Below are 13,958 nucleotides of genomic sequence, written 5' to 3' on the forward strand. Positions count from 1 at the left end.
CCCCTATCCCTAAAATTTTTTCATTTTGCCCTCTAGCCATGCAGGTGCTAGGAGACTAATATCCTGCTTTTCTTCACTCATATAATGTTGAATGGTTTTTAATCTTTGATTTTCATATGCTTGTTTCTCCTCAGCCAGCGACAGCATCTCTTCTGCTTTCTCCTTCGGGACAATCACTACTCCATCATCATCTGCAACGACCAAGTCACCTGGTGATACTTTGACCCCTCCACACGAGATGATTTCATTCAATTCACCAGGTCCATCCTTAAAAGGTCCATTCGGCGTGAATCCCTTACTATAGATTGGAAAAGCTAATTCCTCCAAAGCGACTTTATCGCGGACAAGACCGTCGATCACGATTCCTTCTATTCCAACAGCCTTTGCTGCACCTGCCATCAATTCTCCTAAATATGCGTGACCCCTATGATCTTTCCCATCAACGATGAGTACATCGCCTACTTGCGCAGAATAAATCGCTTGGTGAAGAAACAGATTATCTCCTGGCCGTAAGCTCACGGTAAAAGCTGTGCCGACTACATTCATGCCTCTCGCAACTGGTTTGATTTGATGATCCATCGCGCCGGTGCATCCCATCACGTCTGACAGCAAGGTCGAGTTAAGCTTTTTTGCCCTAGCTATGAGATCATTTGACACGAAATGAACAGTACTCATTGTTTCCATCATCCCCTTTGAGTTATATTCATTACATTTAATTAATTTAAAGTAATATATATTACTTTCGTGATATGATCATACCACCTCATTTTTAAATAGTAAAGCGCTTTCAAAAAAATAAAAAAATGAGTTCCACACGACTAATGTGTTGTGTGATAACTCATTTTCGTTAACATATGATTGATTTGATCTAAACGTGGTTTTGTTCTTTCAGGATCATCCATCGCTAATGCACTTAAGATGAAATCGACGATAAAGATAGCTGATACGACAGAGTTATGAGAGCCTACACTTGCTGAGGAACATGGTAATACATATTGTGCATATTTGGTTAGTGGAGAGCTGTAACTGTCTGTAATTAAAAGGACTTCCACCCCATAAGACTTCGCTGCTTCCATCAAATCCTTCATACGCTTTGCATAGCGCGGATAGCTGACAGCTATAATGAAATCACCCGAGTTGAAATGAACCAAATTATCCACCCAGTCACTTTGATCTGCATCAATATACTGGCAATTCCCCAATAGCCGATTGATTCCTAACGACATGTATTCGCCAACAGGTCTTCCACTTCGGACACTTGTACACAAAACGTGGCGTGCGCTAGCTATTTTCCCAACAATTTGCTGAAATGTTTCTTCCGTGATATTGTCCAATGCGTACTGGATATTTTGAAATTGCAGTTCTACATGGTTATGCAGGAGCTTACTCTTATTTGAATGCTTGAGATTCGCTTCAAGTCTCGTTTGAGGGTCGGCTTTATGCTTCATAGCTGATTGGAGCTCTTTTTGAAACTCCGAAAAACCGGAATACCCCACAGCAGCAGAGAATCGCATGATAGTTGCTGTACTCGTCCCGACTTTTGATGCCAATTTATCAACAGTTAAAAAAGCGACCTCCATTGGATGTTGTACGATATAATCTGCAATTCTCCTCTGTGCATCGGTTAAAAACGCGACCTTATGCTGAAGCTTATGTATTAAATCCTCCATTATAGCACCCGCCCATCCTATCGGCTTTATCTACGATCAGATTTGTTCTCTCTATATTGTACACATTTGTCCAAAATAAAAAAACAGCCAGCACGAATATCGCGCTGACTGCTTTAGCCGAGATGCTAGTTTATCGTGCTTGAGCTGCTGTGATAAGCGCAAGGTTGTAAACGTCTTCGGCATTACAGCCTCTTGAAAGGTCGTTTACTGGTTGATTTAAGCCTTGCAAGATTGGACCTACAGCTTCAAAGTTACCTAAGCGCTGTGCAATTTTGTAGCCGATGTTTCCTGCTTCTAGGCTAGGGAAAACAAATACGCTAGCATCGCCTTTAATGACGGAATCTGGTGCTTTTTTCGCTGCTACTGAAGGAACGAAAGCTGCATCGAATTGGAATTCTCCATCAAGTACAAGCTCAGGTGCCTTTTCTTTTGCAATACGAACTGCTTCAGATACTTTTTCTGTTTCGTCTGATTTTGCTGAGCCTTTTGTAGAGAAGCTAAGCATTGCCACACGTGGTTCGATGTCGAACATTTTGGCTGTGTTAGCACTTTCAATTGCAATTTCAGCTAGATCTTGGCTGTCTGGTGCAATGTTGATTGCACAATCAGCAAACACATATTGCTCTTCGCCGCGAGCCATGATGAAGACGCCAGATGTTTTCTTTACGCCTTCTTTTGTTTTAATGATTTGAAGTGCTGGGCGTACTGTGTCAGCAGTTGAATGTGCTGCACCGCTCACAAGTCCGTCTGCAAGACCTTTGTACACAAGCATCGTACCGAAGTAGTTTTCATCTAGTAATGCTTTTCTTGCTTGCTCTTCGGTTGCTTTGCCTTTACGTCTTTCTACGAAAGCTTGTACAAGCTCTTCAAAACCTTCATATGTATGAGGATCATACACGTCAACACCATCAAGTGTAAGACCTAATTCTTTTGCTTTTGCTTCAACTTCTTGTGTTTTACCTACAACAATTGGCTGCAAGACTTTGCCATCTGCTAGTTTTTGAACGGCTGTTAGAATGCGTTCGTCCATTCCCTCAGGAAAAACGATCTTTACTCCTTTACCTGCAACCTTTTCCTGAACTGTTGAAAAAATATCTGCCACTTATATACCCTCCTTGATTTTACAAAAAAAGCGTTCTCTTTTAAGCATACTCTTCTTCTACATAAATTCAAACTACCAACTTACATTATAGCGCTTACAAATTAAATTCTTATTTTTCAAACTAATTAAATCAATTTCCATAAATCTGACTTCGTCGTTCAAGTTTTGATCACATCTTCATTTGGACAAACTATGTTATAGTTGGAACAGATGGAAAACTGTTAATAGGAGTGAAAGAAATGAGCGAACAACATACAACCAATGAAGCAGCTCAAACACTAGACGGCTGGTATGCACTGCATGATTTTAGAACCTTTGACTGGACAGCTTGGAAGCTGCTGACAAGTGATGAGCGCCAAGCGATTCTTCATGAATTCACAGGTCTATTAGAAAAATGGAAAACAGCTGAGCACGATAAGGCTGGAAGCCAAACAATCTATAGTATTGTCGGCCAAAAAGCAGATATTATGCTCATGATTTTGCGTCCAACCATGGAAGAACTGGGTGAAATTGAACTTGAATTCAACAAGACACGACTAGCAGAGTTTACGATCCCAGCTTATTCGTACGTTTCAGTTGTTGAACTCAGCAACTACTTAGCAGGAGGCGGAGATGGCGGAGATCCTTACGAGAACCCGCATGTACGTGCACGTCTATACCCAGAGCTCCCTGCTTCTCAATACGTATGCTTCTATCCAATGGATAAAAGACGTTCCGGCAACGACAACTGGTATATGCTCTCTATGGATGAGCGTAAATCTCTTATGAGAAGCCACGGCTTAATTGGCCGCAGTTATGCCGGAAAAGTAAAGCAGATCATTACAGGCTCCGTCGGTTTTGATGATTATGAGTGGGGCGTCACTCTTTTCTCTGACGATGTGCTTCAATTCAAAAAATTGGTTTATGAAATGCGCTTTGATGAAGTCAGTGCACGCTACGGCGAATTTGGTTCCTTCTTTGTCGGAAACCGCTTAGCAAACGAGCAGCTGGCGTCTTATTTTCATGTATGATAAACTCTTAAGGCTTCGGATCTCTCCGAAGCCTTTTTATGTATTTTTTAGAAAGGTGATCACATCATGAAAAACTTCCCCATCGCTATTTTTGCTTTAACGCTCGGTGCGTTTTCGATTGGTATGACTGAATTTGTCATTATGGGACTTTTGCCAAACGTTGCTAACGACCTTCATGTATCTATCTCTGCTTCAGGGCAGCTGATTACTGGATATGCACTTGGTGTGGCAGTTGGCGGACCTATTTTAACGTTATCGACTGGAAAAATGTCGAGGAAACATCTTCTCATTTTATTAATGATCCTGTTCGTGGCGGGAAATGCTGTTGCTGCTGTATCAACCTCTTATGGCCTATTAATGGTTGCACGTATTTTGACATCATTTGCTCACGGGACCTTCTTTGGCGTCGGAGCGATCATGGCGGCACGGCTTGTGCCTAAGGAGAAAAGTGCAAGTGCGATCAGCTTCATGTTTACAGGACTGACGGTCGCCAACGTACTGGGTGTGCCGTTCGGTACCTTCATTGGAAATCAATTCGGCTGGCGTATGTCGTTTCTCGTCATTGCTGTCATTGGGCTCATTTCCTTAATCGGTATCATCAGCTTAGTACCCAATCAATCGAAGGAAGAAGTACTGGAAATTCGAAATGAAGTGTCTGTTTTGAAAAAGCCACAAGTACTCGTCTCCTTTGCAATGACGATCTTTGGTTTTGCAGGTGTGTTTACCGCCTTTACGTATATCAGCCCGATCCTGCTGCAAGTGACTGGTTTTCAAGAGAATGGGGTGACGCTCATCCTTGTTCTCTTCGGACTTGGGGTCACCATCGGGAATTTAGTTGGCGGAAAGCTTGCCGACTGGAAGCTGATGCCGAGTATTATCGTGTCCTTGATCCTGCTGATGGCTGTCCTGTTATTGTTTACTATCACTTCCGAATTCAAAGTGCCTGCTGTGCTGACCATTTTTGTGTGGGGAATCATTTCATTTATTCTTGTTCCTACCTTTCAATACCGCACGATGAACATGGCACATGAAGCACCGACACTCGCATCAACGCTCAGCCATTCTGCCTTTAATATCGGGAATGCCGGCGGTGCTGCGCTGGGCGGCCTTGCCATCCAGCTTACACATTTACAGCTTGTACCGTTATTTGCTGCAGCTGTAACTTTCATTGGACTCATCATTACGATCATCAGCTATCAGTCAGACAGACAAACAAAAAGGACCTGAGTCAGGTCCTTTTTTATTTCATCACGGTCATTTCTGGCTCTTCTATTTGTTTCACACGTTCCTGAATTGGGTGGGAAAAGGAGTGCTCGGATAAGACGATATGAGATACGGTTTTTGTAAACCCAGACACTGCCTGAATAAAGGCTTCAATTTCTTCAAGGGAAGCGACTGACAGCTTAATGAAAAAGCATGACTGTCCTGCCACTCGATAAGCAAAAAATGCGCGTGGGTGCTGATTCATAAAAGCCACAAAACGCTGATACTCCCCGTTTAGCACTGTGACTTCCAGTAAGCAGTCAATCATAAGCCCTAATTTTTTATAGTTGACCTGAACCGAATACCCTTCGATAACCCCTGCATCCTCTAATTTACGCACTCTTTCTGCTACCGCAGGGGCGGATAAATTGACTCGTTTGGACAACTCCCTCATAGATAAGCGAGCATCTTTTTTCAATTCATTTAAAATATGCACATCAACATCGGTGATTTTCATTCGTACCTCTCCTATCCAAAAATCGTTCCATTTGAAAAGTATTTTATGATAATACTTATGATGCGAAATGTAAAATAAAACTAAATAATGGTAGAATTTATTTTAACGGAATTGAATGAAAAAGCAAGTATGGAGGGATCACCTGATGAAAGAATCTTTAGACAGCCAGGCTTCTAAAACATTTCCCATCACACTTGCCATCGCGCTGACACTTGGCGTCTTTGCGGCGGGATCGGAAGAACTGGTGATTTCACCACTGCTGCCTGATTTATCAAACTCCTTTCAGCACTCTCTTGATATTCTCGCCCTTTCCATCAGTATTTATGGGTTAGCTGTGCTTATTGGAGCCCCGCTGCTTGTTCCTTTAGGGGACCGGTATTCAAGGGAGCTATGTCTGATCATCGGACTTTCTTTCTTTTTGATTGGGACCGTGATGTGTGCGGCTGCCCCGAATTTGGCGGTGTTTTTTGCCGGCCGTGCTATTTCTGGGCTGGCGACCGGTGTATTTGTGCCAACAGCCTATGCGCTTGTAGGCGACCGGGTTCCTTATGAATATCGTGGCAAAGTGATGGGGCTCATTGTGTCGAGCTGGTCTCTTTCTCTTGTCCTCGGTGTACCAATTGGCGCCTTCATCGGTCAGAGTTTAAACTGGCGATGGACCTTTTGGATTTTCTCCATTATGAGTCTCATTGTCCTACTGCTCGTCATTCTTGAATCTCGTAAACAAACCGCCACAGCGAATACAGGAACACCTCAAGCTAGGGAGAAAGCTGGCTCTTTATGGGGAGCTTTGAAAATTGATCGTGTCCCCGCCTATTTGACCGTGACTTTTTGTAATATGCTAGGATTTTATGGCATGTACTCGTTTTTAGGAGCGTATCTGCAAAGTTTGTTTTCTGGAGGGCAATCGACGGCAGGACTACTAATCATGGCTTACGGCGTCGGCTTTTCCATGAGTGTATTTACTGGGAAATTAGCAGACTGGTTTGGCAAAACTCGTTCTCTTTTCTTTGTGCTGGGCGGCATTACGCTCGTTCTGGCCTTACTTCCTTATGCTCCTTTCTCCTGGATATTGCTGATTTTTGCCCTATTTATTTGGGGTGCCATGCAAAGTTTATCCGTCACGCTTTTGAGCACTGTTCTAAGTGACTGCTCCCAAACCCACCGAGGCAAAGTGATGGCTTTTTACAGTCTTGCGTCCAACCTTGCCGTTATGCTTGGTTCCGCTCTTATGGGACCTGTCTATGTCCATTTCGGCTATCATACGGTAGGGCTTCTATGTGCCCTCATTACGCTCGTTGGTTTTCTTGTTAGTTTCGCCAGCTATAAACGTGAACGAACCTTACAGCAGAAACATAAAAACACATTTGAAACGTAAGCTCCATTCACTGCACATCTAGGTATGTGCAGTTTTTTAGATCAATTTTTAATATCATCATAAAATACATTTTTTATAAATTTTGTTGACAATTTACAAAAATATTTTTTATAATCTAGTAAAAATTTGAAAAAGATTGGATGGTAAACATGATCTTAAAGAATGATGTTTTTCATTTCAAAGAAGAGCCCATCGTTTCACCTAAGATGTTTACAGTCAATACACTAGGCCCTAAGGGGACAAGCAGTGAATACGCAGCAAAACATTTCATCTCTCATTCCACCACTACACTCGGCACTCATACGAAACTATCCCTTTACGACACGTTCGAAACTTGCATTGAACATACTCTCTCTCACGCACTCCAATACACTCTCGTTCCACACGCATACGAAGGAATCAAACACTTCTACATGAGACCTGATCTGCAGCTCTTACAAATTTTCAGATGTGACACACCCATGTATGGTTTGGCTGTCAGACCAGATTTTCCATTTCATGAACAAATGCTCCACCATTTAAAAATTGTCTCTCATCCTGCACCTGTCAATTTAATTCAATATTTCATTCACCAAAATGCTGAATTTGAGCTGGTCAATTCAACAAGTACTGCCGCACAAAAAGTAAGAGACGGCGAATTTGATTTCGCTTTAACCAATGAGGTAGCCAGAGCCACATATGGCCTCACCTTCGTTCGAACGTTTAAAAGCATCCCTATGAGCTGGTCCATATTCGGAAAAGGAGAGATATAATATGCAAACTGAACAAAAGACGCAAGAACGATATTTTCCACAAGCCAAAAAAATAGAATGGGAGAATGGTGTCACACAATATTCCACGGTCAGAGGTGATACGGAAGTGTTAATCTCATACGTCCCTCCTCACACGATCATTGAACCTCACGAGCATCCCGAAGCACAAATCGGCATCGTATTAAAAGGTGAGCTTCAAATGACAGTCGGTCCATCAATCCAATTACTCACCCCTTTAGAATCAGCCTATATCGCACCACCTTTTGTCCCTCACGGCGCTTCTAACCTGACAGATGAAGAAGTGATTGCTATTGATATTAAGAGATTAAAAGATGGCGAGGAATATACGGCGCCTCCTACTTATTTCTTAGACATTTTCAAAACACGGGATTTACTCCCTGGCATGGAAGTGACCTTTTTTGTTGAGGACTGGATGGAGCTCATGATTGCCAACATTCCTGGAAATGGCGGAGAAATGCCTTTTCATAAACACCGCAATGAACAAATCGGCATTTGCATCAGCGGAGGTTATGATATGACCATTGAAGGCTTTACAGAGAAAATGGAATTTGGTACTACCTACTTCTGTGAACCTAAGGAAGACCACGGGGCGATAAATCCAAAGCCGGAAGCCTCAAAGTCTATTAATCTCTTCTTCCCTCCCCGCTATAATCGGTTGAAGCCAAAAGCGTCTAAGGTGAAGAAATGAACCTTACCGGAAAAGTCGTCTTGATTACAGGAGGTGCATCGGGGATTGGGCTTGCCGCAGTCAAGCTTTTCCTTGAGCACGGAGCAAAAGTCGCAGTGGCTGACATCAATGAAAAAGGCGGAAAACAACTCGTCGAATCATTGGCGCACGAGCATCTTGCGTTTTTCAAAACAGATATTACGAATGAGTCTGACTGTCAAATAACCGTTCAGTCTGTGCTGAACCAGTTTGGGACAATCGATGTGCTGATTAACAATGCAGGCATTGAAATTGTCTCTCCCGTTCACGAGATGACACTGGAGGATTGGAATCACATTGTGCAGGTCAACCTGACGGGTGTATTTCTCATGAGTAAGCATGCTTTGCCGCATATGCTTGAGAAGAAAAGCGGAAGTATTATTAATACCGGATCTGTCGGAGGGCTTGTCGGCTGGCCTGACATTCCTGCCTATAATGCAACAAAGGGCGGTGTCATTCAGCTGACCAAATCGATGGCGGTCGACTATGCCGCCCATCAAATCAGGGTAAACTGTATCGCCCCAGGCATTATTGATACGCCATTAAATGAAAAATCCTTTTTAGACAATCATTCAGAAAGTCTTGAGGTTGTTAAAAAGGAAAAAGCAAAGGTGAATCCATTACTTCGTCTCGGAAAACCCGAAGAAATTGCGGGCGTCATGCTGTTTCTCGCCTCTGATCTATCCAGCTATATGACTGGAAGTGTTGTCACAGCAGATGGCGGTTACACCGCTAGATAAAAAGGAGTGCTTTCATTGAGTAAAAAAAACGTTCTTGTCATTGCTGATCTGGGAGGATGCCCGCCCCATATGTTTTATGAAAGCGTGGCTGCATCGTATCATATCATTTCTTATATCCCGAGACCCTTTGCGATTACAAAGGGACACGCTGAACTAATCGAAAAATACTCTATTGCGGTCATCAAAGATCGAGATTATTTTGATACAAACCCTTCTTTTGAACACCCAGATTCGATTTACTGGGCACATGATGATTATCTGAAATCAGAAGAAGAGGTGGTGGATGACCTCGTTCGCGTCGCTTCCTTTTTCAAAGCGGATGCGATCACCACCAATAATGAATTATTCATTGCACCAATGGCAAAAGCCGCTGAGCGACTTGGGCTGCGCGGCGCTGGGGTAAAGGCAGCTGAATTAGCGCGTGATAAAAGCCAAATGAGGGCTGCATTCAACGCGGCTGGGATCAAAGCAGTAAAAACTCAGCCTGTCACGACTTTAGCTGATTTTCAACAAGCCATTGAGCATATCGGGACACCGCTTATTTTAAAGCCTACATATTTAGCAAGCTCCATTGGCGTGACCCTTTTTCATGACCGAGCCGGCAGTGATGATCTCTTTTTACACGTACAATCCTATTTGCAAACCATTCCCGTTCCAAACGCTGTGACGTATGAAGCACCCTTTGTCGCTGAAACATACTTGGAGGGCACTTATGAGGATTGGTATCAAGACGACGGCTATTCTGATTATGTCAGTGTAGAAGGATTAGTTGTTGAGGGTGAATATATCCCTTTTGTCATTCATGATAAGACCCCTCAAATCGGCTTTACAGAAACGGCTCATATCACTCCGTCGATCCTAGACAATGAAGCTCAGCACATCATCATTGAGGCAGCAAAAAAGGCAAATGAGGGGTTAGGACTCGAAAACTGTGCCACTCATACAGAGATCAAGCTGATGAAACATCGGGAAACTGGACTGATCGAATCAGCAGCTAGATTTGCTGGCTGGAATATGATTCCGAATATCAAAAAGGTCTTTGGGGTAGATATGGCCAAGCTGCTGATTGATGTATTGGTCGATGGAAAAAAAGCTGATTTGCCAAAAAAACTACTTTCTGGACATACGCATTATGTAGCAGACTGTCATTTATACCCTCAGCATTTCAAAGAGAGCGGGCACATTCCGCCTGAGGCCGCACACATCACCATTGATCATGTGCATATTCCGCAGGATACTTTAGTTGGAGATACTGTCATCATCAGCGAATCCGTCCCACCTAAAGGAACCTTTGTAGATCTATCTTTATTTGAAGCATTTAATGGCATCGTGTCTCTTGAATTAAAAGGGTCGTCTTCTCAAGATGTTGCCGCCTCCATCCGCAACATTCAAAAGCAGGCATCCATTCAGTTAATGGATGAATTAGTGAAGGGATAAGAAAGAGAGGATGTCGTGGTGAAAATCTTACCTTCTAACATGATTGAACGGCTGCCAGAACAAAAATTCGGAACCGTATTTGAGAAAATTGCGCATAAAACAAAACACGGAGCGAACATCATTAACCTTGGTCAGGGAAATCCCGATCTTCCTACTCCTGCGCATATTGTGAGTGCCCTTCAAGAAGCAGCAGGCACTTTGCAATTTCAGCAATATGCACCTTTTAGAGGCTTTGACTTTTTCAAGCAAGCCATTGCGGATTTCTACAGAAAGGAATTCGCCATTGAGGTTGACCCGAAGAAGGAAATTGCCCTTTTCAATGGAGGAAAAACAGGCCTTTATGTGATGAGTCAGTGCCTGCTTGATCCAGAGGACATTGCCCTCGTCCCCGATCCTGGATACCCAGAATATCATTCAGGTATCTTGATGGCAGATGCAAAGCCATACTGCATCCGGCTAGAAGAGGAAAATGGCTATTTGCCGAATTTCTCATCAATTGATCCAGACGTGTTAAAAAAGGCAAAGGTCCTTTTCTTAAATTATCCGAATAACCCAACAGGTGCTGTAGCAAATGAGGCTTTTTTTGAAGAGGCTGCGGCATTTGCCTCTACTCACGGACTTCATGTGATTCATGATTTTGCTTATGGTTCATTTCATTATGAGCAAAAACCAGTGAGCTTTCTAAAGGCTCCTCTTGGAAAAAACGTAGGCGTGGAATTATATTCTTTATCCAAAACATTCAATATGGCAGGATGGAGAGTCGCTTTTGCTGTAGGCAATGAGGACATCATTCATGCCATTAACGCTTTCCAAGATCATGTGTTTGTCAGTATGTATGGTGGATTTCAGCATGCCGCCACCGTCGCTTTACAAAGTGATGACTGTCATATTCAATCTTTGAAAGAGGTCTACCTTGAACGAATAAATTTCTTCATCCGTCAAGCGGAGAAGCAGCTTGGCTGGACCATTGAACGTCCAGCCGGCGCCTTTTATTTGTGGGCACCGATCCCTGATGATTTCGAGGATTCTCATGCATTTGCCGACTATTTACTCGAGCATGCAGATGTCGTCGTGACGCCTGGGGGTGTGTTTGGAATACACGGAAGACGTCATGTCCGCATCTCAATGGTGACGCCAATTGAACAGCTTGCCCTTTTTATCGATCGGCTGCATATACTGCCGATTCGGTTTCATCAAAAAACCCGCATATAGCGGGTTTTTCATATCTATATACTTTTCATCGAACCACCATCGACAGATATTTGCTGTCCAGTGACATAGGAGGCTTCCTCTGATGTGATAAATGCCGCCAATGAAGCCATTTCACTCGCTGAACCTACTCTTTGCATCGGGATTCCTGACGCAACAGCCTGTACAGCTTCTTCGCGTGATAATGACTGCTCACGCATCATGTTTTCGATAAATTGTTCATACCGATCTGTAGCAATAAATCCTGGGTTTAAACAATTCACTGTGATCCCAGAAGGCGCAAGCTGTGTGGCTGCATTTTTACTAGCATTGATGATCGCTGCATTCATCATACTGTTCGTAAACATTTGATGACCAGGTTCCTTCCAAAGGTTCCCGACAATTTGAATGATTCGGCCATATTCATGCCTTTTCATTATTGCTGCCGCGCGTTTCATCATATCAATATACGCAAGAGCTTTCTGAGAAAATGCTGCCAGCATCTGCTCGCTTTCACATGAATCAAAAGTATCTGGCTTCCCTCCTGGAATGTTGTTAATCAACACATCCAGTCTGCCAAACTTTTTATCTATTGCCGCAAAGGCCTCAGCTCGCACTCCTTCATGCGACATATCGCCACAGAAAAGAGACACCGGTTCCTTTGTTTCTGCCACACGTTCAATGTGCTGACGCGCATCTTCTAGTGAGGATTGATTTCTAGAATTGATGATGACCTTTATATGATCCTGGGCGGCAAGCTTTATGGCAATTGCCTTTCCAATCCCTGTACTTGCCCCTGTTACAAATGCAATTCTTTTAGACACACTCATCCACATCCCTTTTCTGCTTAACTTAAAAAAATACATAAAATGACACTTAGAATGTATTTCAACAAAAAAAGACCTTTCTCCTGCGAAAGGCCTCTGTTCTTTATTTAAAAGTCGTTTCCCAATCAAATCCGATTGTCTCGTCATTCCATGCAATTCTCTTTTCATCTGGGTTTTTTGGGTCATAGGATTCTGTCGTGAAATAGACAATTTGCAGAGGCGTCTCGCCTAGTACCCGGTAGCCATGTGCGACACCCTTTGGGATGAGGAGGAGCATTGGATTGTCTTCCCCCATATAATACACATCAGTTTGACCCTTTGTAGAAGAACCCTCACGCAAATCGTATAAAACGACCTGAGCATGACCTGCTGGGAAAAACCAAACGTCATCTTGCTTTTCATGATAATGAAAGGCTTTGATCACTCCTGGAAAGCTTTTCGACCACGATGCCTGCCCAAAACGTTGCAGCATCGGCTCATCATCTCGAATGAGCTCTGCAAAAAAGCCGCGATCATCACAATGTTTCATGAGTTTTTTCGTTTGTACACCATCAATCATGCTGATGCCATCTCCCTTCTTTCTGCAAATATTCGTGAAGCGCATCCTTCCAATGTCTCGGCTGCCAGCCTGTGGCTTCAATGGCTTGAAGGTCTAACACAGAATAGGCTGGACGAGGCGTTTGGAAGCCGTACTCTTCCGTGGAAATTGGCTCAATGGTCGTAGACAGGCCGCTTTTTGCCACAATTTCTGACGCAAAGTCAAACCAGGAACAGCTTTCTCGGTTACTGACATGATAAATTCCTGCATGCTGATCAAACAAATGAATGATGGCCTCTGCGACATCCTTTGTATAAGTCGGTGAGCCTACTTGGTCATTCACGATGCGCAAATGATCCTTTGTTTCTGCGAGCCGAAGGATGGTTTTCACAAAATTATGTCCCTCATGACCGTATAGCCACGATGTACGGATGATTTTCACTTCGTCTGATACAAGATGGATCAATTCCTCACCAAGCTTTTTACTTTTTCCATAAATGGTTTGAGGATCTGCTTGTGCATCCACTTGGTAAGGCGTGTCTGCTTGCCCGTCAAACACATAATCTGTACTGACATGTAACACATCAGCCCCTACGTTCTTTGCCTCCAGCGCTGTATAGTAGGCGCCAATGCCATTAATAAGATACGCCTTTTCCGTTTCTGTTTCACACTGATCTACTGAGGTATATGCTGCTGCACTGACAACAATATTAGGACGAAAGTGTCTCATCGCATGTTTGACTGCTTGCTGGTCTGCGATATTGAGCATGCTCCTCGTTAAGGCAATGACGGTGATGTCTTTCTCCTTAAGCTGTCTGCTCAATTCCTTCCCTAGTTGCCCGCCTGCACCGGTGATTAAAACTTTCATC

Annotated in this window: 15 protein-coding genes; 8 read left to right on the forward strand and 7 right to left on the reverse strand. The window is 43.3% G+C overall.

The window, feature by feature from the left end; genetic code table 11:
* Positions 1-9: 9 nt before the first annotated feature.
* The 3 genes from MHH68_RS17120 to pta all read right to left on the reverse strand — a co-directional run bounded on the left by MHH68_RS17120 (position 10) and on the right by pta (position 2,772).
* Entirely contained in the window at positions 10-675 is a 666-nt protein-coding gene (locus MHH68_RS17120; protein ID WP_339164331.1) for an RraA family protein, read from the reverse strand.
* Positions 676-818: 143 nt separating this feature from the next.
* The gene (locus tag MHH68_RS17125) at positions 819-1,670 is read right to left on the reverse strand and encodes a MurR/RpiR family transcriptional regulator (protein ID WP_339164334.1); all 852 of its coding nucleotides are present in this window, start codon (positions 1,668-1,670) and stop codon (positions 819-821) included.
* Between the two features lie 130 nt (positions 1,671-1,800).
* Positions 1,801-2,772 carry a phosphate acetyltransferase gene (pta, locus tag MHH68_RS17130; RefSeq protein ID WP_061409912.1) on the reverse strand — a complete coding sequence of 324 codons (972 nt, stop codon included), beginning with the start codon at positions 2,770-2,772 and terminating at the stop codon, positions 1,801-1,803.
* Positions 2,773-3,011: 239 nt separating this feature from the next.
* On the opposite strand from pta, the gene hemQ reads away from it, so the two are divergent.
* Together hemQ and MHH68_RS17140 are read left to right on the forward strand one after the other, a co-directional pair.
* A complete protein-coding gene (gene hemQ, locus MHH68_RS17135) occupies positions 3,012-3,782 on the forward strand; it encodes a hydrogen peroxide-dependent heme synthase (protein ID WP_058013426.1) in 771 nt (256 codons plus the stop codon).
* Positions 3,783-3,848: 66 nt separating this feature from the next.
* Positions 3,849-5,009, forward strand: a complete 1,161-nt coding sequence (locus MHH68_RS17140; protein ID WP_339164339.1) for an MFS transporter — start codon at positions 3,849-3,851, stop codon at positions 5,007-5,009.
* A gap of 13 nt (positions 5,010-5,022) precedes the next feature.
* Here the strand turns inward: MHH68_RS17140 and MHH68_RS17145 are convergent, their stop codons facing one another.
* Positions 5,023-5,502, reverse strand: a complete 480-nt coding sequence (locus MHH68_RS17145; RefSeq protein WP_058013424.1) for an Lrp/AsnC family transcriptional regulator — start codon at positions 5,500-5,502, stop codon at positions 5,023-5,025.
* Between the two features lie 145 nt (positions 5,503-5,647).
* Between MHH68_RS17145 and MHH68_RS17150 the strand changes: the two genes are divergently transcribed.
* From MHH68_RS17150 to MHH68_RS17175, 6 genes are all read left to right on the forward strand, one after another.
* Entirely contained in the window at positions 5,648-6,880 is a 1,233-nt protein-coding gene (locus MHH68_RS17150; RefSeq protein WP_339164342.1) for an MFS transporter, read from the forward strand.
* 149 nt (positions 6,881-7,029) lie between these two features.
* A complete protein-coding gene (locus tag MHH68_RS17155) occupies positions 7,030-7,632 on the forward strand; it encodes a bacilysin biosynthesis protein BacA (RefSeq protein ID WP_058013422.1) in 603 nt (200 codons plus the stop codon).
* A gap of 1 nt (position 7,633) precedes the next feature.
* Positions 7,634-8,341 (forward strand): cupin domain-containing protein, encoded by a 708-nt coding sequence (locus tag MHH68_RS17160; protein ID WP_058013421.1) that lies wholly within the window; start codon positions 7,634-7,636, stop codon positions 8,339-8,341.
* Complete coding sequence (locus MHH68_RS17165; RefSeq protein WP_339164347.1) at positions 8,338-9,099, forward strand: SDR family NAD(P)-dependent oxidoreductase; 762 nt, start codon at positions 8,338-8,340, stop codon at positions 9,097-9,099. The genes MHH68_RS17160 and MHH68_RS17165 overlap by 4 nt, the downstream gene beginning before the upstream one ends.
* Before the next feature lie 15 nt (positions 9,100-9,114).
* Positions 9,115-10,536, forward strand: a complete 1,422-nt coding sequence (locus MHH68_RS17170; protein WP_339164350.1) for an ATP-grasp domain-containing protein — start codon at positions 9,115-9,117, stop codon at positions 10,534-10,536.
* Between the two features lie 15 nt (positions 10,537-10,551).
* Positions 10,552-11,748: an aminotransferase class I/II-fold pyridoxal phosphate-dependent enzyme gene (locus tag MHH68_RS17175; protein ID WP_339164353.1), complete on the forward strand. Its 1,197-nt coding sequence runs from the start codon at positions 10,552-10,554 to the stop codon at positions 11,746-11,748.
* Positions 11,749-11,762: 14 nt separating this feature from the next.
* On the opposite strand, the gene MHH68_RS17180 is transcribed toward MHH68_RS17175, so the two are convergent.
* The 3 genes from MHH68_RS17180 to rfbD form a co-directional block, all read right to left on the reverse strand.
* A complete protein-coding gene (locus MHH68_RS17180) occupies positions 11,763-12,554 on the reverse strand; it encodes an SDR family oxidoreductase (protein ID WP_339164356.1) in 792 nt (263 codons plus the stop codon).
* Positions 12,555-12,654: 100 nt separating this feature from the next.
* Entirely contained in the window at positions 12,655-13,110 is a 456-nt protein-coding gene (locus MHH68_RS17185) for a dTDP-4-dehydrorhamnose 3,5-epimerase family protein (protein WP_339164359.1), read from the reverse strand.
* Positions 13,103-13,957 (reverse strand): dTDP-4-dehydrorhamnose reductase, encoded by an 855-nt coding sequence (gene rfbD / locus MHH68_RS17190; RefSeq protein ID WP_339164361.1) that lies wholly within the window; start codon positions 13,955-13,957, stop codon positions 13,103-13,105. Before rfbD ends, MHH68_RS17185 begins: the two co-directional genes overlap by 8 nt.
* Between the last annotated feature and the right edge of the window lies 1 nt (position 13,958).

The sequence above is a fragment of the Bacillus sp. FSL K6-2841 genome (genome assembly GCF_037976435.1).
In the GTDB taxonomy this organism is placed as follows: Bacteria; Bacillota; Bacilli; order Bacillales; family Bacillaceae; genus Bacillus; species Bacillus pumilus.

Coding starts and splice junctions, on each gene's coding strand:
- MHH68_RS17120 (WP_339164331.1), bottom strand. CDS start 675: ATGAGTACTGTTCATTTCGTGTCAAATGATCTCATAGCTAGGGCAAAA.
- MHH68_RS17125 (WP_339164334.1), bottom strand. CDS start 1,670: ATGGAGGATTTAATACATAAGCTTCAGCATAAGGTCGCGTTTTTAACC.
- hemQ (WP_058013426.1), top strand. CDS start 3,012: ATGAGCGAACAACATACAACCAATGAAGCAGCTCAAACACTAGACGGC.
- MHH68_RS17140 (WP_339164339.1), top strand. CDS start 3,849: ATGAAAAACTTCCCCATCGCTATTTTTGCTTTAACGCTCGGTGCGTTT.
- MHH68_RS17145 (WP_058013424.1), bottom strand. CDS start 5,502: ATGAAAATCACCGATGTTGATGTGCATATTTTAAATGAATTGAAAAAA.
- MHH68_RS17150 (WP_339164342.1), top strand. CDS start 5,648: ATGAAAGAATCTTTAGACAGCCAGGCTTCTAAAACATTTCCCATCACA.
- MHH68_RS17155 (WP_058013422.1), top strand. CDS start 7,030: ATGATCTTAAAGAATGATGTTTTTCATTTCAAAGAAGAGCCCATCGTT.
- MHH68_RS17160 (WP_058013421.1), top strand. CDS start 7,634: ATGCAAACTGAACAAAAGACGCAAGAACGATATTTTCCACAAGCCAAA.
- MHH68_RS17165 (WP_339164347.1), top strand. CDS start 8,338: ATGAACCTTACCGGAAAAGTCGTCTTGATTACAGGAGGTGCATCGGGG.
- MHH68_RS17180 (WP_339164356.1), bottom strand. CDS start 12,554: ATGAGTGTGTCTAAAAGAATTGCATTTGTAACAGGGGCAAGTACAGGG.
- MHH68_RS17185 (WP_339164359.1), bottom strand. CDS start 13,110: ATGATTGATGGTGTACAAACGAAAAAACTCATGAAACATTGTGATGAT.
- rfbD (WP_339164361.1), bottom strand. CDS start 13,957: ATGAAAGTTTTAATCACCGGTGCAGGCGGGCAACTAGGGAAGGAATTG.